We start from the raw sequence: 24,164 nt of genomic DNA on the forward strand, positions 1-24,164 counted from the left end.
GTCAGGCGACCTTCCCGGAGTAGTCCTGCCAGGCCCAGCCGAGCGTGCGGCGGGCGAGCACGGAGAGGGCGTGCTTGCGGTAGGCGGCGGTGCCGCGGACGTCGTCGATGGGGCTCGCGGCCTCGGCGACGAGGTCGCCGAAGCGGCGCTTCACCGAGTCCAGCAGGGGTTTCGGCGACTCCCACTGGCCGGTGGAGGTCAGTTCGCCGGTCAGGAACTCCTCGGCCGCCGAGGCGCGCCGGGGCGTGGGCGCGGCGGACCCGATCGCGGCGCCCACCCGCTGCCACGCCGGGTGCAGGGCGACGGCGAACGAGCACACCGCGATGACCATGGCGTTGCGGGTGCCGACCTTGGCGAACTGCTGCGGCGCCCGCGTCTCGGGCAGGTGGACGGAGGTGATCAGCTCGTCGGGCTCCAACGCGTTGCGCTTCACGCCCAGGTAGAAGTCGGTGGCGGGGATGCGGCGCGTGCCGCGGGTGGAGGCGACCTCGACCACGGCGTCCACGGCCAGCAGCACCGGGTGCGCGTCGCCCGCCGGGGAGGCCGCGCCGAGGTTGCCGCCGACCGTGCCCCGGTTGCGGATCTGCGGCGACCCGACGGTGCGCGACGCCATCGCCAGGCCGGGCAGGCGGTCGCCCAGCTCCTCGATGACCCGCGTGTACGGCACGCCCGCCCCGAGGCGCACCGCGCCACCGTCGAGGTCCCAGGCGCGCAGCTCCTCGACGCGGGTGAGGTCGAGCAGGGCGGCCGGCCTGCGGTGGTCGAAGTTCAGCTCCACCATCACGTCCGTGCCGCCGGCGATCGGCACGGCGTCGGGGCGCTGCGCCTTGAGGGCCAGCGCCTCGGCGAGGCTGTCGGGGCGAAGGAAGTCCATCGGCTACCTCGGGGGTCGGCTACCTCGGGGGGTGGGGACGCGGCGTGGGGCCAGTACACAGACCGGTGGGGGTGGTCAGCTACGGCGGTGGCGCATGAATCCCAGCCTCCTCCCCGGAGTGGATTTGTGCTTTCCTACAAACACGATCGGACGAAGGTAAGCACCGGAGATGACAACGGGGAGGCGTGCGTGTTGCTGCTCCGCAGCCTCGTGGGGATGGCCGAGCTGCGCCTGCGCCCGGTCAGCGGCGCCGACCTGCTCGACCGGCCCGTGACCAGGCTCTACGGCACCGAGCTGCCCGATCCGGCCCGGTACCTGTCCGGGGGCGAGCTGGTGCTGTCCGGCCTCCTGTGGCACCGGGTGGACGCCGACTGCGAGACGTTCGTGGCGTCGTTGGCCGCCTCGGGGGTGGCGGCGCTGGCGGCCAGCCCGCCCCAGGCGGGCGCGTTGCCGGCGGCGCTGGTGGAGGCGTGCGAACGGCACGGCGTGCCGCTGCTGGAGGTGCCCGTCGACCTGTCCTTCGCGACCATCACCGAGCGGGTCGTGCTGGAGCTGGCCGCCGAACGGGTCGGCGCGGCGGGCGTCCAGCTGGGCCGCCACCGGCGGCTGCTGACCGTGGTCACCGGGGGCGGGGACCTGGCGGAGCTGGTCGCCGCGGGCGCGGCCGAGCTGGGCGTGCCGTGCTCGGTCCTCTCGTGCACCGGTCGCGTCGTCGCCGGGCCGGCGCCGGACGACCCGGCCGCCCTGGTCCGCGAGTTCCTGCTGGCCGACCGGCTCCCGCGCGTGGTGCGCGGGGTGACCCTGCTGCCGGTGCCGGTGCGCGGCGGACCGAGGCCGGCGTCGTGGGTCCTCGTCGTCCCCGGCGACCGCGCCCGGGACGAGGTCGCCGCCGAGCTGGCCGGCCTGGTCGGCGTGGAGCGGGCCCGCGTCGTGCAGGGGCGGGAGATCGAGAACCGCGCCGCCGGGCCGCTGCTGCGGCAGGTGCTGGCCGGCGGGGATCTGGCCGCCCGCGTCGCCGCCGTCGGCTGGGACCCGGACGCCCCGCTGCGCGTCGTGGCCGCCTCGACGTCCGGCGGTCGCGGCGAGCGGGCCGGGACCGGGTACGCCGCCGCCCTGCTCGACGAGGTGCTGGCGGCCGTGACCCCCCGGTTCCTGGTCGCCGCGGTCGGCGACGAGGTGTACGCGCTGGCCCCCGCCGGACCGTGGGTGGAGGACGTGCGGACGGCGTTGCGCACCCTCGAACCCGGCCTGGGCACCACCCGCGTGCTGGTGGGCATCTCGTCCCCGGTGGGCCACGCGGGTCTGCGCGGCGCGGCGGAGGAGGCGTCGCACGCCCGGCGGTTGGGGGAGCGGCGCACCGGCCGGACCCGGGTCGTCGCCGGCGAGGAGATCGCGTTCCACCAGCTGCTGCTGGCCGGCGTCCCCGAGGAGCTGCGCGGCTCCCTGCGCCGCAGGCTGCTGGGCCCGGTGATCGACTACGACGACGAGCACGGCTCGGACCTGCTGGGCACCCTGCGCGTCTTCCTCGACTGCTCGGGCTCGTGGACCACGGCCGCCGGCCTCCTGCACGTCCACGTGAACACCCTGCGCTACCGGGTGGGCCGCGTCGAGGACCTGCTCGGCGCGGACCTGTCGAACTTCGCCGAACGCGTCGACCTCTACCTGGCCCTCCAGGCGGGCTGACGCCCCTGGCAGACTTCGCGGATGAGCTGGGACGTCATGCTGTACCCGCTGCCCGAGGACCTGCGGTCCGTGGACGACCTGCCCACCGACGCGCGGCTGCCCCCGATCGGACCGCTCGCCACCGTGCACGAGGGCCTGCGCCGAGCCGAGCCCGGCATCGACCTGCACGACCCCGTCTGGGGCGTGCTGCGCGGCGAGGGCTGGAGCATCGAGGTCAACATCGGCCACGACGACCCGGTCGAGGCGATCATGCTCCACGTGCGCGGCGGCGGTGACGAGGCGCACGCCGCCATCTTCCGTTTGGGCCGCGGCATCGGCTGCCGCCCGGTGGACCTGTCGGAGGGCGACCTGCTGCGCGAGGGCGACCCCGGCACCTGGCACGACTTCCAGGCCTACCGCGACCAGGTCGTCCACGACCAGGCCCTCCACGACCGGCAGTAACCGGCCGCAGGGGAACCGCCACCCGCTCCCGCCGATCAGCGCTCCCGCCGATCAGCGCTCCCGCCGATCAGCGCTCCCGCCGATCAGCGCCCCCGCCGATCAGCGCTGTCGGCGCTCCCGCCGTCCCGACCTCCGCCCTTCCGGTGGAGTCGGCGTCGGTGGGCGTGTTTCCGCCCCGGTGACCTCCCCGTCCCCTCCGTTACCCGATCTCGGCCCCTGACCCCCGCCTTGCGCGGCAGGGGTGGGCCTGTCGGTTTCCTGTAGGCCCTTCTCCGGGTGCGTCCCGGCGCGGAAGACTCCCGCGACGGACTCAACCGTTAGGAGTGGTCATGTCTCGCACACTCGGCGCGCTGGCCGCCGTGGTGATGGGGGTCTCCCTCGTCGCCGCCGCGCCCGCCGCCGCAGCGCACGCGCACGGGTTCCCCTCCGAGTTCCCCCTGCCCGACGGGTTCCTGCCGGAGGGCATCGCGATCGGCTCCGCGCCCACCGCCTACTTCGGGTCGCGCGCCGACGGCGACCTGTTCCGGGTCGACCTCCGCACCGGCCGGGGCGAGGTGTTCAGCCAGGGGCCCGGCACGGCCTCGGTCGGGCTGAAGGTCGACCGGCGCAAGAGGCTGTTCGTGGCCGGCGGCGCCGGCGGTGACGGCCGGGTGGTCGACGCGAGAACCGGAGAGGTCCTCAAGAGCTACGACTTCGCCGAGACCGACACGTTCGTGAACGACGTGGTGATCACCGACGAGGCCGCGTACTTCACCGACTCCCGCAAGTCCGTGCTCTACAAGATCCCTTTTGGCCGGTTCGGGGCGTTGCCCGACTCGCACGTCCCGATTCCGCTCACCGGTGACTTCGTGCTCACGCCGGGCGTGAACAACGCGAACGGCATCGCGGAGACCCCGGACGGCAAAGCGCTGCTGATCGTCCAGAGCAACACCGGTCAACTGCACGAAGTGAGCGAGAAGACCGGGGTGACCCGGGTGGTCGACCTCGGGGGCGAGGTCCTGACCAACGGTGACGGCCTGCTCGTCGAGGGCCGGACCCTGTACGTGGTGCAGAACAGGCTGAACACCATCGCGGTGTTCGCGCTCACCAGGGACGGGACCAGCGGCAGGCTGGTGACCAAGATCACCGACCCGCGGTTCGACGTGCCCACCACGGTCGCCTCGTTCGGTCACCGGCTGTACCTGCCGAACGCCCGCTTCACGACGCCGCCCACCCCCGCGACGACGTACGACGCGGTTTCCGTTCCCAAGGCGTGAAAGTCGAGGGGGTCGATGTCGAGAAGTTCACATCGGCCCCCTGTTCGCGGCATCACTCGACTGGGTAACCTCATCGTCGCGTCGCGCGAGTGATCGCTGTCTCTTCGTAATAATGATCTTCCGGTGTTACCGTTCCGTGGCCGATCGGGTGAAGAAGAGGCAGTGGTCCTAGCGCTGCGTCTGACCTGCCAACGAGGACGAGGCTGCGGAGCGCTGTGAAGCAGAAGAGCACCACGGAGACGAACTACAAGACCATCCGTTCACGGCTCACGGGTGTCGTCGTCGTCCCCAGCATCGTCCTGCTCATCATGTGGGCGCTGTTCTCGTCCTACACCGTCTTCGACGGCTTCTACCTGCGCGCGGTCGCCTCCGGCGTCAAGGACGCCTCGATCCCGGCCGTCCAGTCCTTCGCCGCGATCCAGAAGGAGCGCGAGCTGAGCATGACGGCGCTCAGCCAGCCCGACCGGGGCACCAGCGACCTGGAGGCCCAGCAGCAGGACACCGACCGCGCGGTCACCGAGATGCGCGCCGCGTTCGAGGACCTCGCGTCCTCCGCGCCGCAGGAGATCGTCGACCGGATCAACGCCCTCAACGCGCTGCTCGACCAGCTGCCGCAGCGCCGGTCCGCGCTGGAGGCCGACCGCGCCTCCAAGACCGAGGTCTACTCGTACTACAACAGCGTCCTCGACGCGGGCAACGCGCTGTTCAACGTGCAGGCCCGCATCGTGCCCGACCACCAGTCGGTGCAGAACGCCATCACCGCGGCCGACTACTTCAAGGCCGCCGACTGGATGTCCCGCGCCACCTCGCTCGCCTCGGGCGCGCTCGCCGCGGGCGAGTTCACCCCCGAGGAGCACATCGAGTTCGCGAGCCTGGTCGGCGCCTACCACGCGTCCTACGACTCGATCGCCCCCTACTCCCTGGTGCGCAGCCAGTACCAGGGCATGGTCGACGACGAGCGCTGGAAGCGCCTGGTCGAGTTCGAGAACAGGCTGATCCAGAACGGCGACGACCCGACCGAGGCGGGCTCGCTCCAGGACTGGCAGAACCTCAGCGGCCCCATCTCCGACGACCTGACCGCGCTGGTCAGCGTGCAGGCGTCCGAGGCCGTCAAGATCACCATGGCCCGCGGCGAGAGCAAGTTCCGCACCGTGCTCGTCGGCTCCCTCATCGCCCTGCTCGCGGTGATCATCGGCATCCTGATCGCGATCCACACGTCGAACCGCCTGGTCAACCGCGCCCTGATCACCCGCCTCGCGGCGCTGAAGAAGGACTCGCTGGCCCTGGCCCACGAGCGCCTGCCCGACATCGTCGACCGGCTCCGCGAGGGCAAGCACGTCGACGTCGAGGTCGAGGTCCCGCCGCTCGACTACGGCAGCGACGAGATCGGCCAGGTGGCCGACGCGTTCAACGCCGCCCAGTACACCGCCGTCGCCGCGGCCGTGAAGGAGAGCCAGGCCCGCGAGGGCGTCAACCGGGTCTTCCTCGACATCGCCCACCGCAACCAGGGCCTCGTGCACCGCCAGCTCAAGATCCTCGACAAGCTGGAGCGCGAGGAGGAGAACCCCGAGCAGCTCGACGCGCTCTTCCAGCTCGACCACCTCGCCACCCGCGCCCGCCGCAACGCCGAGAACCTGATCATCCTCGCCGGCGAGCAGCCCGGCCGGCAGTGGCGCAAGCCCGTCCGCCTCCAGGACGTGCTGCGCGCCGCCGTCGCCGAGACCGAGCAGTACGTGCGGGTGAAGGTCAACCCGATCCCCGACACCGCGCTGGTCGGCGCGGCCGTCGCCGACACCATCCACCTCGTCGCCGAGCTGGTCGACAACGCCACCGCGTTCTCCTCGCCGCGCTCCCAGGTGCAGGTCCACGCGAGCGAGGTGCCGCAGGGCATCGTCGTGGAGATCGAGGACCACGGCCTCGGCATCAACCCGGAGGACCGCGAGCAGCACAACGCGATGCTCGCCGACCCGCCGGAGTTCGACGCGATGCGCCTGCGCGGCGAGTCGCGCCTCGGCCTGTTCGTCGTCGCCCGGTTGGCCGCCCGCCGGGGCATCCACGTCGAGCTGCGCGAATCCCCCTACGGCGGCACGCTGGCGCTCGTGCTGATCCCGTCCGCGATCGTCGCGGGACCCACCACGGCGACGGAACCCGCCGAGACGCGGCAGCTCCCGCGCCGCACCTACCACGAGATCCCGGAGCAGGGCGACGACCCAGTGCGAGACGCCAGGTTTCCCGACACCTCCCGAGACCTGGAGGGCTTCTGGGCCCAGGCCGAGGCAGCCGCCAACGCCAAGGCCGACCCGGATCCCCTTCCAGAGGTCGAGCGACTGAGCGGCGGGCTCGACCTGCCGCAGCGCAGCGGCAGCCTGGACCTGTCGCAGCGCAGCGGCGAGCTGGAACTGCCGCAGCGCAAGCGGGCCCCCGAGGAGTGGCCCGTGAACGAAGGCGAACCGGCCGCCGGCACCACCGGTCCCGGCGGCCGACCCGAACTGCCGCGAAGGCGCCGTCAGCAGAACCTGGCGCCCCAGTTGGTGCGCAACGATTTCCACCCTTCGCCCGAACCGCTCACCGAGGTCGATCCCGAGCAGTCCGCCGAGAAGGCCCGCAAGGGCCTGTCGGCGTTCCAACGGGGCACCCGCGACGCCCGCCGGACCTCCGGCGACGACCTCGAACCCTGACCAGCAGCAGTGGCCGGACGACTGGAAACCGGAAAGGCAACCCGATGAACGACATGAGCAGCCAGCACAACGAGCTGAACTGGTTGTTGGATGACCTGGTCAGCCGGGTGGTCGGAGCTCGCCACGCCGTGGTCCTGTCCGCGGACGGTCTGCTGCTGGGCCGTTCACCAGGACTGTCGAAGGACGACTCGGACCACCTGTCGGCGATGGCCTCGGCGTTCCAGAGCCTGGCCCGCGGCACCGGCCGGCACTTCGGCGGTGGTGCCGTGCGGCAGACCATCGTCGAGATGGAGCACGCCTACCTCTTCGTCACCGCCGCCGGCCACGGCGCCTGCCTGGCCGTCCTGGGCGAAGAGGACTCCGACATGGGCATGATCGCCTACGAGATGAACATGCTGGTCAAGCGGGTCGGGACCTACCTGTCGTCGGCGCCGCGCGGCACAGCCGCGGCGAGCCTGCCGACCGCCCGAAGGTCCTCCTGATGCCGCCCCGCGAGGACTGGTGGTACGACGAGGCGGCCGGTCCCCTCGTCCGGCCGTACGCCATGGTGCGCGGCCGCACCCGCCCGTTGCGGCCCGAACTGCACCTGGTGACCCAGGTGCGCGCGATGCCCTCGCCGTCCGACCCGGACGCGTTGTCGGTCGAGCACCTGGAGATCATGGAGCTCTGCCGGCGACCGCTGTCCGTGGCCGAGGTCGCCGCCTACCTCGACGTGCCCCTGGTGGTCGTCAAGGTGCTGTTGAGCGACCTCATCCAGCGCGGTGACGTCGTGGTCCGAGATCCCTCCCGAGTCCCGCAAGTGCCGGACCGGAACCTGCTGCAGGCTGTGCTGGATGGTGTCCGTGGAATCTGAGCGGCCGGGTGGGGAACTGCTGGTCCCCACCCCAGTCAAGATCGTCATCGCCGGGGGGTTCGGCACCGGCAAGACGACGATGGTCAACTCGGTCAGCGAGATACCCCCGCTGCACACCGAGGAGCTGCTCACCGAGGCCGGTGTCGGCGTCGATGACGTGGTCGGGCTGGAGAACAAGGAGACCACCACGGTCGCCCTGGACTTCGGTCGCATCACCATCAGCCAGGAGGTGGTGCTGTACCTGTTCGGCACCCCCGGCCAGAACCGCTTCTGGTTCATGTGGGACGAGCTGGCGTACGGGGCGATCGGCGCGGTGATCCTCGTCGACACCCGGAGGCTGGACAGCAGCTTCCCGTCGATCGACTTCTTCGAGCGGCGCGGCATCCCGTTCATCATCGCCGTGAACTGCTTCGAGGGTGCGCACAACTACGAGGTCGAAGAGGTCCGCAAGGCCCTCGACGTGGACGCCGCCATCCCGCTGGTCCTGTGCGACGCGCGGGACCGGGAGTCGTCGAAGTCGGTGCTGATCAGCCTCATCCAGCACACGATGGACCGGCTCGACGCGATGGCCTGACGAACGGCGATGGCCTGACGAACGGCGGAGGCCCGGCGAACGGCGACGGTCCGACGGGCGCGATGGCCCGACCTACCCGCCCGACCCGCCTGCCCCTGCCTGTCTGCCCACCCGCCTGCCTGCCGGAACGCTGCGCAGGGGTCCCCGCCCGGGGGACCCCTGTTCTTGACGTTACCGGCGGGGGCCGACAATTCCGGTTCCCCGTGCTCACCGCGGCCGGCACCGACCGGCGACGACCTGCGTCAACCGGGGTTCGTGTCACCCGGTGGAGTGGCGTTCCGCCGGGGACCGGAGCATCCTTCGGCTCATGCCGACGACGACAGGACAGGCACGGGAGGACCAGGTCGTCGACCTGGTCTGCGAGCAGCTCTCCGACTTCACGCTGACGCTCCGCGTGGTCGACCGCCCCGACAGCGACAGCGACAGCGACAGCGACAGCGACACCGACCCGGGAACCGACGCCGCCACCGACCCGGTCGACGCGTTCATCGAGGTCGAGGCGGGCGGGACGGGCGAGGTGTGGGCGGCGTGCGTCAGCACGATCACCTACGCGCCCCGCGAGGTGTCCACCGAGCAGTACGTCAGGGACGACTTACCGGAGCGCCTCGACCCGCTCGCCCGGGAGCGCGGGTACGCGGTGCGGGTCGACTGCGTGCTCCCCGACCTCGCCTCCGACGAGGAGTCCCGGCGCTGGGCCGCCGACTACGTGGAGCGGGTGACCGAGGCGGTGCGCAACGCCCTGGCGCTCGGCCCCGGCACGCAGCCCCTGAACGGGGAGGGGTCGATCCACGTGTCCGGGGCGGCGCGGTTCCCGGACGGCAGCCGCGTCGTCGTCACGACCTCGGCGAGTTCGACGGCCGACGTCACCGACCAGGTCCGGCGGAGCCTCGACCCGGCCGTGCGGCCGGAACTCGACCGGCTCGCCGCCGCGCGGGAGCGGGGCGCGCCGACGTTGCTGATCCTCGACCAGGCGTGGGACGAGCGGTCGCCCGTCGTCCCGATCCCGACCTCGTTCACCCTCGGTCCGCTCGGCGAGGAGCGCGCCGGGACGCCGCTGCCCGACGCCGCCGTGCTGGTCCGGCCGGACGGCAGCGTCCAGCCGGTCCACGGCGCGGTCGGCGTCCGGCCGGCCTGACGGGCCCCGCTCAGGTCACGGGTTCCAGGCGGCAGTTGAAGTGGCGCAGCAGGGGCGGGGCGTAGGTCAGGCGGTAGCCGGGCACCCGCCCCGGGTCCTTCGCGATCTCGGCGAGGGTCTCGCCGACGTACTCCAGGTGGCTCTGCGTGTAGACGCGGCGCGGGATGGCCAGGCGGACCAGCTCGTACGGCGCGGGCTTGAGCAGGGCGCCGTCGTCGTCCAGCTCGCCCAGGTAGAGGGAGCCCAGTTCGGCGCAGCGGATGCCGCCCGCCAGGTACAGCTCGGTCGCCAGGGCGAACCCCGGGAACCGCGCCGGCGGGAGGTGGGGCAGCAGGCGGCCCGCGTTGAGGTACACGGCGTGCACGCCGGTCGGGCGCACGCTGTCCACGCCGGCGGCGGCGGCGAGGTCCGCCACGTACGCCGTGGCCTCCGCCCGCGCCCGCAGGTACGACGGTTCGGTGACCTCCAGCAGGCCCTGGGCGAGCATCTCCAGGTCGCGGCCGGAGAGACCGCCGTAGGTGCGGAACCCCTCGGTGGCGATGAGCAGCAGCTCGCACTTCTGCGCCAGCTCGGGGTCGTTCACCGCGAGCAGCCCGCCGATGTGGACGATCGCGTCCTTCTTCAGGCTCGCCACGCAGCCGTCGGCCAGCCGGAACGCCTCCCGGGCCACCTCGCGCGGCGTGCGGTCGGCGTAGCCGGGTTCCCGCTGGGTGACGAACCAGGCGTTCTCGGCGAACCGCGCGGCGTCGAGGATGAACGGCACGCCGTGGCGCCGGGCGAGCGCCGCGGCGGCCTTGAGGTTCGCCATCGACACCGGCTGGCCGCCGCCGCCGTTGTTGGTGATGGTCATCAGCACCTGGGCGACGTCCCGCGGCCCGGAGAGCACGGCCTCCAGCGCGTCCAGGTCGATGTCGCCCTTGAACGGCGCGTCGCTGTCGAGGTCCCCGGCGGCCCGGCACGGCAGGTCGAGGGCCTGGCCGCCGAGGATCTCGACGTTCGCCCGCGTCGTGTCGAAGTGGGTGTTGCTCACGCTGACCGAGCCGGGCTTGACCAGCGCGGTGAACAGGATCCGCTCGGCCGCGCGGCCCTGGTGCACGGGCCACAGGTGCGCGTAGCCGGTGAGGTCCTCGACCACCTCGCGGAACCGGTAGTAGGAGCGCGCGCCCGCGTAGGTCTCATCACCGCGCATCCCGGCCGACTGCTGCTCGGCCGACAGGGCACCGGTGCCCGAGTCGCTGAGCAGGTCGATCGTCACGTCGGTGGCGGCGAGGTTGAACGGGTTGTACCCGGCGGCGGCGAGCGCCCGCTCGCGGTGCTCTCGCGTGGTGATCGGGATGGGCTCCACGACCTTGATGCGGTACGGCTCCATGATGGGCACTGCTCGCCTCCTAGACAGCGAGGCTGACCGGGCGCGGGGACGCGACGCCGTACGCCTCGGACGACAGGTACACGGTGATGCCGGGGCGCGGCCTGCCCATGCGCAGCGACACGTGCGCGATCAGGCCGACGCCCTCGTCGAGCCGGCGGCGGGTGACGGCGCGCAGGGCGTTGTCGAACGGGGTGGGGTCCAGGTCGTACTTCGCCATCACCCGCAGCACGCGCCTGCGCGCCTCCTCGTCGTCCGCGACGTAGTCCCGGATCGGCACGTACAGGGAATAACCGCTGGGTGCGCCGACGTCGCCGTCGAGGAACGTGTAGCTGGATATCAACGGGCGCTCGTCGAACGTCTCGGTGCTGCCGCCGGTGAGCAGGCAGAAATCGGGCACCCTGTCCACATCCACGCCGTGCGCGGCTTTGGCGGCGCGCGTGACTTCGGTTACCCCCGCGGACCGGTGCGACACGTACACCTTGACGCGCGCCCGGCGCGGGTCCACCAGGTCGAGGGCGAAGAAGGAATACCTGTCGAGCCCGGGCCGGGTCACCGCGTGGTCGCGCAGCACCGGGAAACCGGCGGCGAAACCGGTACGCCCGAGAGCTTCCCGGACCAATCCCTCGGCGGCGTCCTCACCACGTACTTCAGGGTTGAAGTACACCTTCACGGCGGGCTGTTCGCCGGCGCGGAACACCAGTGAGTACCAGAACGCGAAATCGCTTTCCGGGTGCTCGGGGAGGAACAGGTCGCGCACGGCGTCGAAGCGGGTCGTGTCGAGGTCCTCCCGGCGCCGGACCCGGTCGAGCGCGTCGAGCGCGGCCGAGACGTTGGCCGACCTGGACGGCCTGGTGGCGCTGGTCTCGACGATCGCGCGGACGGTCGGGGGCTCGTCCGCCTCGAAGGCCGTGGAGAACTCGACGGGGGTGTGGTCGTCGGCCACGTCGGAGGGCCACGCCGGGCTGCCGGAAAGCGGTCGGAGGCCGCCGGGACCCAGGGTGTCCGCGAGCAGGCCGACGGACTTCACGGTGTTTTCGGTGATGCCCACAGAATGCAGGATCGCGCTCAGCTGGCGGCCTGTGAAATCGCGTACGGAAACGTTTTGAGGGTCCAAGGCAGGCTTCTCCTCGTGGGGTGCGAACCGAAAGTTACGCTAGGCGAAGCAATCTTGTCCACCAGGCGGCCGTAGCGTGACGTAGCGCACTCTAAGGGCACGTCACAGTCGCTGTCGATCAGGGTGGTGCCCGTTGGGAACGGTAATCAAGACTGCTCCGAACGGCCTATTGACTGGACCGCCGTCAGTCTTTCGCACCAATGCGCCGACGATCTTCGATGACAGATCGTGGCATTTTGTGGGCCGTTCCGCGCGGGATACGGTCGAGCGTTCACCGTGATTGGCCCCGGGCCATTCAAGACACTTCTGTTAATTGTTCCCCGAGTCGCCGCCGCGCCCGGCCGACCGCGGTGTGGTACGGCGGCCCCCGGTGCGCGGACGGCCCCCGGTGCGCGGACGGCCCCCGGTGCGCGGACGGCCCCCGGTGCGCGGACGGGGCCGCCGATCCGCGGATCGACGGCCCCGTCGGAGGGGGTCAGGACGCGTAGACGTGGAACCCGCGCCCGCTCTTCTTGCCCAGCAGGCCCGCGTCCACCATGCGCAGCAGCAGCGGCGGCGGGGAGTACAGCGGCTCCTTGAACTCCTCGTACATCGACTCGGCGATGGCCTTGGTCGTGTCCAGGCCGATCAGGTCGGCCAGGCGCAGCGGGCCCATCGGGTGCGCGCAGCCCAGCACCATGCCGTTGTCGATGTCCTCCGCGCTGGCGAACCCGGACTCCAGCATCCGGATCGACGACAGCAGGTAGGGGATCAGCAGGGCGTTCACCACGAACCCGGCCCGGTCCTGCGAGCGGATGACCTCCTTGTGCAGGACGCCGGTCACGAACGCCTCGGCGCGGGCCTTCGTCTGCTCGCCCGTCAGCAGCGACGGCACCAGCTCCACGAGCTTCAGCACCGGCACCGGGTTGAAGAAGTGCACGCCGATGACCTGCTCCGGCCGGCTGGTCGCCATGCCCAGCTTCATGATCGGGATCGACGAGGTGTTCGACGCGAAGATCGCGTCCCGGTCGACGACCACCTTGTCCACGGTCGCGAAGATCTCGGTCTTGACCTGCTCGTTCTCGGCGACGGCCTCCACGACCAGGTTCCGGTCGGCGAAGTCGGCGAGGTCGGTGGTGAACCGCAGGCGCTCCAGTGCGGCGTCCCGGTCCTCGGTGGACAGCTTGCCGCTGCGCACCCCCCGGCCGAGCGACGAGGCGATCCGCCCGCGCGCGGCCTCCGTGGCGTCCGGGCTGACCTCGGCGACCAGCACGTCGAGGCCGGCGCGGGCGCAGACCTCGGCGATGCCGGACCCCATCAGGCCCGAGCCCACCACTCCAACACGTTGAATGTCACTCACGCCCCGATCCTGCCAGGGCGCCCGCGGGCGGGCACGGGGCGCACCCCGCGGGCCGGTTCCTCGACGCCCTGCTCACGGAGGTCCGCCGCCGACCCGCCGGCCCGCCCGCGCCGCCGGCCCGCCGCGCCGCCGACCCGTCGTCACTGGTGCAGGCCGAACTCCTGCGTCCAGTACGTCCGCCCGCCCGCGTCGGTGGTGAACGCGACGCCCAGGTCGCGCAGCTCGCAGTTCAGGATGTTGGCGCGGTGGCCCTCGCTGGCCATCCACGAGCCCACGACCTCCTCGGCCGTGCCCTGGCCCATCGCGATGTTCTCCGCCGTGGTGCGGTAGGTGTAGCCGGCCTCGGTGACGCGCTGCGCGGGCGTGCTGCCGTCCACGCCGGTGTGGCTGAAGTTGCCGGTGCGCGCCATCTCGTCGTTGTGCCGCTTCGCGGCCGCGCCCAGCTGCGCGTTGGCGGTCAGCGCGGGGCAGCCGACCGCGGCCCGCTCGCCGTTGGTCAGCGAGAGCACCTGCTCCTCGGAGCTCGGCGCCGCGGTCGCCGTGCCGGTGGTCACGGCGGCGGTCGAGAGCAGTGCCGCGGCGGCGATACCGGCGGCGAACGTCCTGGCGGTCATGGCCCTACCTCCTCACCCGGTGGCACCCGTGGTCAGGGGGTTCCCGTCGCGGACGGTGAGCGAAAGTCCACCTTCGGGTGGAGTCGGGTGGCGGTGAGGGGGGAACCGCCACCCGACCTCCGATCAGTCCCTCAGCTCCTCCTCGGCCTGCGCGATGGCCGCGAACTCCTCCTCCGGCGCGGACGCCACCAGGTGGTGCCGGCTGTAGAACCAGAAGTAGGCCAGCGCCACCACGACGATGCCCGCGGTGATCCCGGCGGCCACCTCGTCGACGAAGAACGTGGCCACGACCGCCGCCACCGCCAAGACCAGCGCCACGCCCGTGGTGACCGCGCCGCCCGGCGTCCGGTACGGCCGCTCCAGGTCGGGCTCGCGGACCCGGAGCACGATGTGGGACACCATCATCAGCACGTAGGACAGCGCCGCGCCGAACACCGCGATGTTGATGAGCACCGCGCCGTCGCGGGTGATCGCCGCCAGCGCGAACCCGATCGCGCCGGGCACGATCAGCGCCAGGTACGGCGTCTTGCGCTTGCCGGTGCGCGACAGCCAGCGCGGCAGGTACCCGGCGCGCGAGAGCGCGAACAGCTGCCGCGAGTAGGCGAAGATCAGCGAGAAGAAGCTCGCCACCAGGCCGGCCAGACCGACGTAGTTCACGACCTGGGCGAGGAGGTTGTCCCCGCCGTAGGCCGCGCGCACCGCCGCGGGCAGCGGGTTGTCCGACGCCTTCAGCGCCTCCGACCCGGCGCCGCCCGCCGCGAACACCAGGATGGCCGCGGCGAACACCAGCAGCACGGCCATCGCCGCGATGATGCCGCGCGGCATGTCCCGCTTCGGGTCGCGCGCCTCCTCCGCGGCCACCGGGACGCCCTCGACGCCGAGGAAGAACCAGATCGCGAACACCAGCGCGGCCAGCACGCCCGTGACGCCGAACGGGAGGAACGAGTCGCCCTCGGCGAGGTCGAACAGCTTGGCCGGCTCGAACTTCGGGATCATCCCCACCACGAACACGACGAGCGCCACGACCGCGACGCCGGTGATGGCGAACATCAGCCGCAGCGCCTCGCCCACGCCGTAGAGGTGCACGCCGATGAAGATCACGAAGCACGCCAGGTACACCGGCCACGAGCTGGTGAGCCCGAACAGCCCGAGCGTCTCCACGTACCCCCCGATGAACACCGCGATCGCCGCCGGCGCCATGGCGTACTCGATGAGGACGGCCACGCCGGTGGCGAACCCGCCGAGCGGTCCGAGGGCGCGGCGCGCGAAGCCGTACCCGCCGCCCGCCACGGGCAGCGCCGAGGCCATCTCCGCCAGGCCGAACACCATGCACGCGTACATGAGGCCCATGAGGACCGTCGCGATGAGCAGCCCGCCCCAGCCGCCCTGGGCGAGGCCGAAGTTCCAGCCGGCGAAGTCGCCGGAGATGACGTAGGAGACACCCAGGCCCGCCAGCAGCACCCACCCCGCCGCGCCCCGCTTCAGCTGGCGTTGCTCCAGGTAGTCGCTGCCCACCTTCTCGTATTCGACGTGCTTGGCCATCGACGCTCCCTAATGGGTCAGTCGCGTTCCTTTGAAGGGGATTTGAGGGTGGCGTGGGCCACTCGATGGTGTCAAGATTGGTGCGTCCAATGGTTCGCTGCCATACCTTTGGAGGTACTGCCGATGCTTGCCGTCGAGGAGTTGCGCGTGCTCGTGGACAGCGGCGAGATCGACACGGTGCTGGTCGCCGTCGTCGACATGCAGGGCCGCCTCCAGGGCAAGCGCTGCGCCGCGCGCTACTTCGTCGACGAGGTGATGGAGCACACCGCCGAGGGCTGCGACTACCTGCTCGCCGTGGACGTCGAGATGAACACCGTCGAGGGCTACGCCTCGTCCTCCTGGGACAGCGGCTACGGCGACCTCGTCATGCGCCCCGACCTGTCCACGCTGCGCCGCGTGCCGTGGCACGAGGGCACCGCCCTGGTCATGTGCGACATCGTGACGGAGGACGACGAACCCGTCGCCGTCTCGCCCCGGCAGATCCTCCGCAGGCAGCTCGACCGGCTCGCCGAGCGCGGGCTGACCGCGTTCGTGGGCACCGAGCTGGAGTTCATCGTCTTCGACACCACCTTCGAGGAAGCCTGGAACAGCGGCTACCGCGACCTCGTCCCGGCCAACCAGTACAACGTGGACTACTCGCTGCTGGGCACCGGGCGCATCGAGCCGCTGCTGCGCGCCATCCGCAACCACATGACCGGCGCGGGCATGGTCGTGGAGTCCGCCAAGGGCGAGTGCAACCCCGGCCAGCACGAGATCGCGTTCCGCTACACCGAGGCCCTGGCGACCTGCGACAACCACAGCATCTACAAGACCGGCGCCAAGGAGATCGCGGCGCAGCACGGCAAGTCGCTCACGTTCATGGCCAAGTACGACGAGCGCGAGGGCAGCTCCTGCCACATCCACCTGAGCCTGCGCGACGCCGACGGCGAGCCGGTGTTCGCCGAGGGCCGGGGCATGTCCAAGCTCATGGAGCACTTCATGGCCGGCCAGCTCGCCGGCCTGCGCGAGCTGACCTGCTTCCTCGCCCCGAACATCAACTCCTACAAGCGGTTCGCGCGCGGCAGCTTCGCGCCGACCGCCGTGGCGTGGGGGCGGGACAACCGGACGTGCTCGCTGCGCGTGGTCGGCCGCGGCCACGGGCTGCGGTTCGAGAACCGCGTGCCGGGCGCCGACGTGAACCCGTACCTCGCGGTGGCCGCGCTGATCGCGGCCGGCCTGCACGGCGTGGACAACGAGCTGCCGCTGGAGGAGGAGTTCACCGGCAACGCCTACGCCTCCGACCGCCCCACCGTGCCCACCACGCTGCGCGACGCCGCGTCCCTGCTGGCCCGCAGCGAGATCGCGCGCGACGCGTTCGGGCAGGACGTGGTCGACCACTACCTCAACGCCGCCAGGGTCGAGCTGGCCGCGTTCGACTCCGCCGTGACCGACTGGGAGCGCATCCGTGGCTTCGAACGGCTGTAGGCCGCTCATCGGCGTCAGCACCTACCTCGAACGGACGAAGTTCGGCGTCTGGGACGTGGAGGCGGCCGTCCTGCACCGCGACTACCTCGACTCGGTGGTGCGCGCGGGCGGCAACCCCGTGCTGCTGCCGCCCGTCGGGCACTGGGACGCGGACGCCATCGGCTTCCTCGACGGCCTGGTGCTGGCGGGCGGCGCGGACCTCGACCCGGCGCTGTACGGGCGACCGCGCGACCCGCGCACCGGGCCGCCCCGCCCCGAGCGGGACGCCGCCGAGCTGACCCTCGCCCGCGCCGCGCTCAAGCTGGACCTGCCGCTGCTGGCCGTGTGCCGGGGGATGCAGGTGCTCAACGTCGCGCTCGGCGGCACCCTGGTGCAGCACGTCGACGGCCACAGCCCGGGGCCCGGCGTGTTCGAGCACACCGGCATCGCCGTCGCGCCCGGCACGCTGCTCTCCGGCGTCGTCGGCCCGGCCACGACCGTCCACTGCCACCACCACCAGGCCCTGGACGCCGTCGGCGACGGCCTGCGGATCACCGCGACCGCGCCCGACGGCACCGCGGAGGCCGTGGAGCTGCCGGGCACGCGGTTCGTGCTCGGCGTGCAGTCGCACCCGGAGGCCGACAGCGAGGACGACCGGTTGTTCGCCGCCCTGGTGGCGGCGTGCGGGGACGGAGGAGTGGCATGACCGCGTTCGACGTGATCGACCCGGCCACCGAGGAGGTGGTCCGCTCGGTGCCCCTGACCTCCCTGGAGGAGACCGACGAGGCCGTCGACCGGGCGTCGCGGGCGCTGCCCGCGTGGCGCGCCGTGGCCCCGGGCGACCGGGCCCGGCTGCTGCGCCGCTTCGCGGAGGCCGTCGACGGCGCGGTCGAGGAGCTGGCCGCGCTGGAGGTGCGCAACTCCGGGCACACCATCGGCAACGCGCGGTGGGAGGCGGGCAACGTCCGCGACGTCCTGCACTACTACTCGGCCGCGCCGGAACGCCTGTTCGGCAGGCAGATCCCGGTGCCCGGCGGGCTGAACGTGACCTTCCAGGAGCCGGTGGGCGTCGTCGGCGTGATCGTGCCGTGGAACTTCCCGATGCCCATCGCCGGGTGGGGCTTCGCGCCCGCGCTGGCCGCCGGGAACACCGTCGTGCTCAAACCCGCCGAGCTGACCCCGCTCACCGCCCTGCGCCTGGCCGAGCTGGCCAGGGACGCGGGCGTCCCCGAGGACGTGTTCCAGGTGCTGCCGGGCTCGGGACCGGTCGTGGGGCAGCGGTTCGTCACGCACCCCGCCGTGCGCAAGGTCGTGTTCACCGGCTCCACCCGGGTCGGCAAGCAGGTCATGGCCGGGTGCGCCGAGCACGTCAAGCGGGTCACGCTGGAGCTGGGCGGCAAGTCCGCGAACATCGTCTTCGACGACGCCGACCTGGAGCGGGCCGCCGCGACCGCGCCGTACGGGGTGTTCGACAACGCGGGCCAGGACTGCTGCGCCCGGTCGCGCATCCTCGTGCAGGCGTCGGTCTACGACCGGTTCATGGAGCTGCTCGAACCCGCCGTGCGCGGCGTGGTCGTCGGCGCGCCCGGCGACGAGGCCACCGAGATGGGGCCGCTGATCTCCGCCGCGCACCGCGACAAGGTCGCCTCCTACGTGCCGCCCGACGCGCCCGTCGCGTTCCGCGGCACCGCGCCGTCCGGGCCGGGGTTCTGGTTCCCGCCGACCGTCCTCGCGCCGGTCTCGCCCACCGACCCGGTGGTCCGCGAGGAGGTGTTCGGACCCGTCGTGGCCGTGCTGCCGTTCACCGACGAGGAGGACGCCGTGCGGCTGGCCAACGACAGCGACTTCGGGCTGTCCGGCTCGATCTGGACCCGGGACGTGGGCCGCGCGCTGCGCGTGTCGCGGGCCGTCGAGGCCGGGAACCTCTCCGTGAACTCTCACTCGTCCGTGCGGTACTGGACGCCGTTCGGCGGGTTCAAGCAGTCCGGGCTGGGCCGCGAGCTGGGGCCGGACGCCCTCGACGCGTTCACCGAGACCAAGAACGTCTTCATCGCGCACTGAACTCCGAGACCGCGGGAGAGAGCACATGGTTCAGCGACTTGAGGGCCGGGTCGCCGTCGTCACCGGCGGCGGCAGCGGGATCGGCCTGGCCTCGGCGCGGCGACTCGCGTCGGAGGGCGCGCGGGTCGTCGTCGCCGACGTCGACGGCGACGCGGGCAAGGCGGCGGCCGACGAGGTGTCCGGCCTGTTCGTGCAGGTCGACGTGACCGACGAGGAGCAGGTGGCGGCGCTGTTCCAGACCGCCGTGGACACCTGGGGCTCGCTCGACGTCGCGTTCAACAACGCGGGCATCTCGCCGCCCGACGACGACTCGATCCTCACCACCGGCATCGAGGCGTGGGACCGGGTGCAGAAGGTGAACCTCACCTCGGTGTACCTGTGCTGCAAGTACGCCATCCCGCACATGCTCGCGCAGGGCCGGGGATCGGTGATCAACACCGCGTCGTTCGTGGCCACGATGGGCGCGGCCACGTCGCAGATCTCCTACACCGCGTCCAAGGGCGGCGTGCTCGCCATGAGCCGCGAGCTGGGCGTGCAGTTCGCCCGCCAGGGGGTGCGCGTCAACGCCCTGTCGCCCGGACCGGTGAACACGCCGCTGCTGCGCGAGCTGTTCGCCAAGGACCCGGAGCGGGCCGCGCGGCGGCTGGTGCACGTGCCGCTCGGGCGGTTCGCCGAACCCGAGGAGATCGCCGCCGCGGTGGCGTTCCTGGCCAGCGACGACTCGTCGTTCGTCACCGCGTCGAACTTCCTCGTGGACGGCGGGATCGCCGGTGCCTACGTGACCCCGCTGTGACCCCGCTGGCGGACGCGTTGTTCCGCCCCGTGCGGGCGGGCAACGCGTTCGAGGAGACCGTGGAGCGGCTCATGCAGGCCATCCGGCTCGGCGCGGTCGGGCCGGGGGAGCGGCTGCCCGCCGAGCGGGAGCTGGCGCAGCGGCTGGGCGTGAGCCGGGTGACGCTGCGCGAGGCGATCCGGTCGTTGCAGGACGCCGGGTTCGTCGAGTCGCGGCGCGGGCGGTACGGCGGCACGTTCGTCACCGCGTCCGTGCCGGCCGTGCCGTCCGGGCGCCAGGTGCCGGCGGGTGAGCTGCTGGACGCCGTGACGCTGCGGTCGGTGCTGGAGAGCGGCGCGGCGGAGTGCGCGGCGGGGCGGTCGCTGGGCGCCGTGGAGCGGCGCGACCTGCTGTCGCGGCTGGCGGAGTGCCGGGACGCCCCGCTGGAGGAGTACCGGCGCAAGGACTCGCGGCTGCACCTGGCCATCGCGGAGGCGGCCGGGTCGGCGTCGCTCACGGCGGCGGTCGCGGACGTCCGGATGCGGGTCAACGAGCTGCTGGACCGCATCCCGCTGCTGCCGCCCAACCTCGCGCACTCCAACGAGCAGCACGAGGTGATCGTGGCGCAGATCCTGGCCGGCGACGCCGAGGCGGCGCGGAGGGCCATGGCCGAGCACCTGGACGGGACGGCCCTGCTGCTGCGCGGCTTCCTGACGTAGCGGCAGGGCCGTCCGGGTCAGCGCTCGCCCCCGCGACCGGGCCCCCGCTCACCCCGCTCGCCACCCCTCCGGTCGCCCCTCCAGTCGCCGCCCCTGCCGTCGCCCCGGTCGTCGAACCGCGAGTGCCCGGGCCGGTCGACCCCGGCGCGGACCCGCGGCCCGTCGCGGTCGAGGAGGGCCACGGCCCCGCCCCCGAGGACCAGGCCGAGCAGACCGACTGCGACCAACTGGGTGGCGCGGTGGCGGACGAACCCCCGCACCCGCCCCCGGCGCACCGGCGCGACCGGTAGGGCCCGTGCCTGCTCGACCGTCGGCCGCTCCGCCGCGGCCTCGACCGGCTCCGCGGGTGCCGACGGCGTGACGGGCTGTTGTCCCGGTGTGGTGGGTTGCTGCGGTTCCGACATGGCGGGCCCCCTGCTCTCTCCGTGCGTGGTGGCCCCAGCCTCCGTCACCGACCTGTGCCACCCCTGTGCCACCGCTGTCGATCCCCTGAGACTCCCCAACGTCACCAACTTCTAACCCAAAGTAACCAACCAGCCAAAGCCCCACCCCGAGAGTCCAACCTCCAGGCCCCGAGAGTCCAACGCCCAGGTCCCGAGAGTCCAACCTCCAGGACCCCTGAGTTCTGCGCTCGGGACCCCCGCGCGCCGCCGCCCGACCCGACCCGAACGCAGAACTCAGGGGTCCCGAGCGTTGGACTCTCGGGTCTTGAGCGTTGGACTCTCGGGGCCTGGGCGTTGGACTCTCGCGCTATCGGGGGACGGTGGGCGTGGTGCGGGGGAAAAGCCGTGGATGAGCACCGATAACATCGGTGGGTCAGCGTCACCGCGCCAACCTAGGAGTCACCGTGTCCCAGCCACGTCCCGCAGCCGCTTCCGAGCCACCTCGCGTGGTGGTGCCGGCGGGGACCACGGCGGGCACCGCGGTCCGCGAGGCGGGCCTGCCGGGCAAGGGCCCGGACGCCGTCGTGGTCGTGCGCGACCCCGAGGGCACCCTGCGCGACCTGTCGTGGGCGCCGCGGACCGACGTCGAGGTGGAGGCGGTCGCCGCCGACACCGAGGACGGCCGCAGCGTGATCCGCCACTCGACCGCCCACGTGCTCGCGCAGGCCGTGCAGCAGCAGTTCCCCGAGGCCAAGCTGGGCATCGGCCCGCCGGTCCGGGACGGCTTCTACTACGACTTCCAGGTCGACAAGCCGTTCACCCCCGAGGACCTCCAGGCGCTGGAGAAGCGCATGAAGGCGATCGTCAAGGGCGCGCAGCGGTTCAACCGCCGGGTCGTCGAGTCCGTCGACGCCGCCAAGGCCGAGCTGGCCTCCGAGCCGTTCAAGCTCGAACTGGTCGACCTCAAGAGCGACGTGGACTCCTCCGAGGTCATGGAGGTGGGCGGCGGCGAGCTGACCGTCTACGACAACCTCGACCCGCGTTCCGGCGACCGCGTCTGGGGCGACCTGTGCCGCGGCCCGCACGTGCCGACCACCAAGCACATCCCGGCGTTCAAGCTGACCCGCGTGGCCGCCGCCTACTGGCGCGGCAACGAGAAGAACCCGCAGCTCCAGCGCGTCTACGGCACCGCGTGGGAGTCGCAGGAGGCGCTGGACGCCCACCTGGAGCGCGTCGCCGAGGCCGAGCGCCGCGACCACCGCAAGCTGGGCGCGGAGCTGGACCTGTTCAGCTTCCCCGACGAGCTGGGCTCGGGCCTGCCGGTGTTCCACCCGAAGGGCGGCATCATCCGCCGCGAGCTGGAGAACTACGCGCGCCACCGCCACGAGGAGGCGGAGTACGAGTTCGTCAACACCCCGCACATCAGCAAGGGCGGGCTGTTCCACACCTCGGGCCACCTGCCGTACTACGCGGAGACGATGTTCCCGCCCATCGAGTTCGAGGGCGAGGACTACTACCTCAAGGCGATGAACTGCCCGATGCACAACCTGATCTTCAGGTCGCGCGGGCGGTCGTACCGGGAGCTGCCGCTGCGGCTGTTCGAGTTCGGCACGGTCTACCGCTACGAGAAGTCCGGCGTCGTGCACGGCCTGACCCGCGTCCGCGGCCTGACCATGGACGACTCGCACATCTACTGCACCAAGGAGCAGATGCCGGGCGAGCTGCGGTCGCTGCTCAAGTTCGTGCTCGACCTGCTCGCCGACTACGGCCTGAGCGACTTCTACCTGGAGCTGTCCACCCGGGACGACTCGCCCAAGTTCATCGGCGACCCGGAGGAGTGGGAGGAGGCGACCGAGACGCTGCGCCAGGCCGCGCTCGACTCGGGCCTGGAGCTGGTGCCCGACCCGGGCGGCGCCGCCTACTACGGGCCGAAGATCTCGGTGCAGGCCAAGGACGCCATCGGCCGGTCGTGGCAGATGTCGACCATCCAGCTGGACTTCAACCAGCCGAAGCGGTTCGAGCTGGAGTACACCGCCGCGGACGGCTCGCGGCAGCGGCCGATCATGATCCACCGGGCGCTGTTCGGCTCGATCGAGCGGTTCTTCGGCGTGCTGACCGAGCACTACGCGGGCGCGTTCCCGGCGTGGCTCGCGCCGGTGCAGGTCGTGGGCATCCCGATCGCCGACGAGCACGTCGACCACCTGTTCGACGTGGCGAAGCAGCTCAAGGCGAAGGGCGTCCGGGTCGAGGTGGACGCCTCCGACGACCGGATGCAGAAGAAGATCCGCACCCACACCACGCAGAAGGTGCCGTTCATGCTGCTCGCGGGCGGCAAGGACGTGGAGCAGGGCGCGGTGTCGTTCCGATTCCGCGACGGCACCCAGGTCAACGGCGTGCCGGTCGCCAAGGCGGTCGAGACGGTCGTCGACTGGATCGCCCGCCGCGAGAACGCCTCGCCCACGGCGGACCTCGTCCAGTGACGACGGACTTCGAGGAGCAGGACGGGGTCGGGGTCCACGACGCGCTGCAGCGCCTGTGGACCCCGCACCGCCTGTCGTACGTGCGCGGCGAGGGCAAGGCGGTCGGCGACGAGCCCGAGGGGTGCCCGTTCTGCCGGGTCACCGACCTCGACGACGCCGACGGCCTGATCCTGGCGCGCGGCGAACTGGTCTTCGCGGTGCTGAACCTCTACCCGTACAACCCGGGTCACCTGATGGTGCTGCCCTACCGGCACGTGCCCGACTACACCGACCTGACGACCGAGGAGACGGCCGAGTTCGCCGCGTTCACGCAGCGCGCGATGCGCGTGATGCGGCAGGTCGCGAGCCCGCACGGGTTCAACATCGGCATGAACCAGGGCGTGGTGGCGGGCGCGGGCATCGCGGCCCACCTGCACCAGCACGTCGTGCCCCGCTGGGGCGGCGACGCGAACTTCATGCCCGTCATCGGCCAGACGAAGGTCCTGCCGCAGCTGCTGGGGGAGACCCGCCGGCTGCTGGCCGAAGCCTGGGCCGACCCGGCCTGAGCGACGCCCCGGCCGGGCCGGCGGGTCCGGCCGGGCCCGGCGCACTGCGGGAACCCGCAGCGTCGCGACGGCTGTCCGACTGCATCGATTCGCAACCCCCGACCTGTGCAAACGCAGCTGCACGCCCGGGTGCACGTGCATCAGGCCCTGCGTCCCGCCCGCGTGCCGCAGATCACTGCCGCGTGACAAGTCAAGGGGCCTCAGACACCTTGGTGGCCGATCGTCAAGAGGGGTCCGCATCGATACGGTGCGTTTCATGACCGCACCAGAGCGTTCGCGGCTGGCCCGA

At 72.1% G+C, this 24,164-nt stretch carries 22 protein-coding genes; 15 read left to right on the plus strand and 7 right to left on the minus strand.

Annotation, left to right across the window (positions count from 1 at the left end; genetic code table 11):
* Position 1 precedes the first annotated feature (1 nt).
* Positions 2 to 874, minus strand: a complete 873-nt coding sequence (locus ACR807_RS09760; protein ID WP_438920907.1) for an FAD binding domain-containing protein — start codon at positions 872 to 874, stop codon at positions 2 to 4.
* A 189-nt stretch (positions 875 to 1,063) separates the two neighbouring features.
* Between ACR807_RS09760 and ACR807_RS09765 the strand changes: the two genes are divergently transcribed.
* The 8 genes from ACR807_RS09765 (at position 1,064) to ACR807_RS09800 (ending at position 9,494) form a co-directional block, all read left to right on the plus strand.
* Positions 1,064 to 2,557 (plus strand): PucR family transcriptional regulator, encoded by a 1,494-nt coding sequence (locus ACR807_RS09765; RefSeq protein ID WP_438920908.1) that lies wholly within the window; start codon positions 1,064 to 1,066, stop codon positions 2,555 to 2,557.
* A gap of 21 nt (positions 2,558 to 2,578) precedes the next feature.
* Positions 2,579 to 2,998: a hypothetical protein gene (locus tag ACR807_RS09770; protein WP_438920909.1), complete on the plus strand. Its 420-nt coding sequence runs from the start codon at positions 2,579 to 2,581 to the stop codon at positions 2,996 to 2,998.
* Positions 2,999 to 3,327: 329 nt separating this feature from the next.
* The gene (locus tag ACR807_RS09775) at positions 3,328 to 4,254 is read left to right on the plus strand and encodes an SMP-30/gluconolactonase/LRE family protein (protein WP_438920910.1); all 927 of its coding nucleotides are present in this window, start codon (positions 3,328 to 3,330) and stop codon (positions 4,252 to 4,254) included.
* Between the two features lie 215 nt (positions 4,255 to 4,469).
* Positions 4,470 to 6,932 (plus strand): sensor histidine kinase, encoded by a 2,463-nt coding sequence (locus tag ACR807_RS09780; RefSeq protein ID WP_438920911.1) that lies wholly within the window; start codon positions 4,470 to 4,472, stop codon positions 6,930 to 6,932.
* A gap of 44 nt (positions 6,933 to 6,976) precedes the next feature.
* Positions 6,977 to 7,414, plus strand: a complete 438-nt coding sequence (locus ACR807_RS09785; RefSeq protein ID WP_438920912.1) for a roadblock/LC7 domain-containing protein — start codon at positions 6,977 to 6,979, stop codon at positions 7,412 to 7,414.
* On the plus strand, positions 7,414 to 7,785 hold the full coding sequence (locus tag ACR807_RS09790) for a DUF742 domain-containing protein (protein WP_438920913.1): 372 nt from the start codon (positions 7,414 to 7,416) through the stop codon (positions 7,783 to 7,785). The genes ACR807_RS09785 and ACR807_RS09790 overlap by 1 nt, the downstream gene beginning before the upstream one ends.
* Positions 7,766 to 8,359 (plus strand): GTP-binding protein, encoded by a 594-nt coding sequence (locus ACR807_RS09795; RefSeq protein ID WP_438920914.1) that lies wholly within the window; start codon positions 7,766 to 7,768, stop codon positions 8,357 to 8,359. Before ACR807_RS09790 ends, ACR807_RS09795 begins: the two co-directional genes overlap by 20 nt.
* A 307-nt stretch (positions 8,360 to 8,666) precedes the next feature.
* Positions 8,667 to 9,494, plus strand: coding sequence for a hypothetical protein (locus ACR807_RS09800; RefSeq protein WP_438920915.1), 828 nt, complete (start codon positions 8,667 to 8,669; stop codon positions 9,492 to 9,494).
* 10 nt (positions 9,495 to 9,504) lie between these two features.
* Here ACR807_RS09800 and ACR807_RS09805 read toward each other — a convergent pair whose 3' ends face one another.
* The 5 genes from ACR807_RS09805 to eat all read right to left on the minus strand — a co-directional run bounded on the left by ACR807_RS09805 (position 9,505) and on the right by eat (position 15,472).
* Complete coding sequence (locus tag ACR807_RS09805; protein WP_438920929.1) at positions 9,505 to 10,863, minus strand: tryptophanase; 1,359 nt, start codon at positions 10,861 to 10,863, stop codon at positions 9,505 to 9,507.
* Between the two features lie 19 nt (positions 10,864 to 10,882).
* Positions 10,883 to 11,911: a tryptophan dimethylallyltransferase family protein gene (locus ACR807_RS09810; protein WP_438920916.1), complete on the minus strand. Its 1,029-nt coding sequence runs from the start codon at positions 11,909 to 11,911 to the stop codon at positions 10,883 to 10,885.
* A gap of 541 nt (positions 11,912 to 12,452) precedes the next feature.
* Positions 12,453 to 13,316: a 3-hydroxybutyryl-CoA dehydrogenase gene (locus ACR807_RS09815; RefSeq protein ID WP_438920917.1), complete on the minus strand. Its 864-nt coding sequence runs from the start codon at positions 13,314 to 13,316 to the stop codon at positions 12,453 to 12,455.
* Positions 13,317 to 13,456: 140 nt separating this feature from the next.
* A complete protein-coding gene (locus ACR807_RS09820) occupies positions 13,457 to 13,930 on the minus strand; it encodes a CAP domain-containing protein (protein WP_438920918.1) in 474 nt (157 codons plus the stop codon).
* A 123-nt stretch (positions 13,931 to 14,053) separates the two neighbouring features.
* The gene (eat, locus tag ACR807_RS09825; RefSeq protein ID WP_438920919.1) at positions 14,054 to 15,472 is read right to left on the minus strand and encodes an ethanolamine permease; all 1,419 of its coding nucleotides are present in this window, start codon (positions 15,470 to 15,472) and stop codon (positions 14,054 to 14,056) included.
* A gap of 123 nt (positions 15,473 to 15,595) precedes the next feature.
* Between eat and ACR807_RS09830 the strand changes: the two genes are divergently transcribed.
* Genes ACR807_RS09830 through ACR807_RS09850 form a run of 5 tightly spaced genes read left to right on the plus strand, consistent with a single transcriptional unit; the run spans position 15,596 to position 20,467 of the window.
* Positions 15,596 to 16,936 (plus strand): glutamine synthetase family protein, encoded by a 1,341-nt coding sequence (locus ACR807_RS09830; protein WP_438920920.1) that lies wholly within the window; start codon positions 15,596 to 15,598, stop codon positions 16,934 to 16,936.
* Entirely contained in the window at positions 16,917 to 17,621 is a 705-nt protein-coding gene (locus ACR807_RS09835) for a gamma-glutamyl-gamma-aminobutyrate hydrolase family protein (protein WP_438920921.1), read from the plus strand. The genes ACR807_RS09830 and ACR807_RS09835 overlap by 20 nt, the downstream gene beginning before the upstream one ends.
* Complete coding sequence (locus ACR807_RS09840; protein WP_438920922.1) at positions 17,618 to 18,976, plus strand: aldehyde dehydrogenase family protein; 1,359 nt, start codon at positions 17,618 to 17,620, stop codon at positions 18,974 to 18,976. The genes ACR807_RS09835 and ACR807_RS09840 overlap by 4 nt, the downstream gene beginning before the upstream one ends.
* A gap of 25 nt (positions 18,977 to 19,001) precedes the next feature.
* Positions 19,002 to 19,769, plus strand: coding sequence for a 3-oxoacyl-ACP reductase (locus tag ACR807_RS09845; RefSeq protein ID WP_438920923.1), 768 nt, complete (start codon positions 19,002 to 19,004; stop codon positions 19,767 to 19,769).
* A complete protein-coding gene (locus ACR807_RS09850) occupies positions 19,766 to 20,467 on the plus strand; it encodes a FadR/GntR family transcriptional regulator (protein ID WP_438920924.1) in 702 nt (233 codons plus the stop codon). Before ACR807_RS09845 ends, ACR807_RS09850 begins: the two co-directional genes overlap by 4 nt.
* A 17-nt stretch (positions 20,468 to 20,484) precedes the next feature.
* On the opposite strand, the gene ACR807_RS09855 is transcribed toward ACR807_RS09850, so the two are convergent.
* The gene (locus tag ACR807_RS09855; protein WP_438920925.1) at positions 20,485 to 20,871 is read right to left on the minus strand and encodes a hypothetical protein; all 387 of its coding nucleotides are present in this window, start codon (positions 20,869 to 20,871) and stop codon (positions 20,485 to 20,487) included.
* Positions 20,872 to 21,314: 443 nt separating this feature from the next.
* Between ACR807_RS09855 and thrS the strand changes: the two genes are divergently transcribed.
* Together thrS and ACR807_RS09865 are read left to right on the plus strand one after the other, a co-directional pair.
* On the plus strand, positions 21,315 to 23,330 hold the full coding sequence (gene thrS, locus ACR807_RS09860) for a threonine--tRNA ligase (RefSeq protein WP_438920926.1): 2,016 nt from the start codon (positions 21,315 to 21,317) through the stop codon (positions 23,328 to 23,330).
* Positions 23,327 to 23,875 carry an HIT family protein gene (locus ACR807_RS09865; RefSeq protein WP_438920927.1) on the plus strand — a complete coding sequence of 183 codons (549 nt, stop codon included), beginning with the start codon at positions 23,327 to 23,329 and terminating at the stop codon, positions 23,873 to 23,875. Before thrS ends, ACR807_RS09865 begins: the two co-directional genes overlap by 4 nt.
* Positions 23,876 to 24,164: the final 289 nt, after the last annotated feature.

Origin of the sequence: Saccharothrix sabaoui (genome assembly GCF_051756985.1) — a bacterium.
Classification (GTDB): Bacteria; Actinomycetota; Actinomycetes; order Mycobacteriales; family Pseudonocardiaceae; genus Actinosynnema.

Bases quoted from the DNA above. Each gene is read 5' to 3' on its own strand.
- ACR807_RS09800 (WP_438920915.1), top strand. From the start codon at position 8,667: ATGCCGACGACGACAGGACAGGCACGGGAGGACCAGGTCGTCGACCTG.
- ACR807_RS09795 (WP_438920914.1), top strand. From the start codon at position 7,766: ATGGTGTCCGTGGAATCTGAGCGGCCGGGTGGGGAACTGCTGGTCCCC.
- ACR807_RS09840 (WP_438920922.1), top strand. From the start codon at position 17,618: ATGACCGCGTTCGACGTGATCGACCCGGCCACCGAGGAGGTGGTCCGC.
- ACR807_RS09845 (WP_438920923.1), top strand. From the start codon at position 19,002: ATGGTTCAGCGACTTGAGGGCCGGGTCGCCGTCGTCACCGGCGGCGGC.
- ACR807_RS09855 (WP_438920925.1), bottom strand. From the start codon at position 20,871: ATGTCGGAACCGCAGCAACCCACCACACCGGGACAACAGCCCGTCACG.
- ACR807_RS09770 (WP_438920909.1), top strand. From the start codon at position 2,579: ATGAGCTGGGACGTCATGCTGTACCCGCTGCCCGAGGACCTGCGGTCC.
- ACR807_RS09760 (WP_438920907.1), bottom strand. From the start codon at position 874: ATGGACTTCCTTCGCCCCGACAGCCTCGCCGAGGCGCTGGCCCTCAAG.
- ACR807_RS09790 (WP_438920913.1), top strand. From the start codon at position 7,414: ATGCCGCCCCGCGAGGACTGGTGGTACGACGAGGCGGCCGGTCCCCTC.
- eat (WP_438920919.1), bottom strand. From the start codon at position 15,472: ATGGCCAAGCACGTCGAATACGAGAAGGTGGGCAGCGACTACCTGGAG.
- ACR807_RS09820 (WP_438920918.1), bottom strand. From the start codon at position 13,930: ATGACCGCCAGGACGTTCGCCGCCGGTATCGCCGCCGCGGCACTGCTC.
- ACR807_RS09775 (WP_438920910.1), top strand. From the start codon at position 3,328: ATGTCTCGCACACTCGGCGCGCTGGCCGCCGTGGTGATGGGGGTCTCC.
- ACR807_RS09805 (WP_438920929.1), bottom strand. From the start codon at position 10,863: ATGGAGCCGTACCGCATCAAGGTCGTGGAGCCCATCCCGATCACCACG.
- ACR807_RS09785 (WP_438920912.1), top strand. From the start codon at position 6,977: ATGAACGACATGAGCAGCCAGCACAACGAGCTGAACTGGTTGTTGGAT.
- ACR807_RS09830 (WP_438920920.1), top strand. From the start codon at position 15,596: ATGCTTGCCGTCGAGGAGTTGCGCGTGCTCGTGGACAGCGGCGAGATC.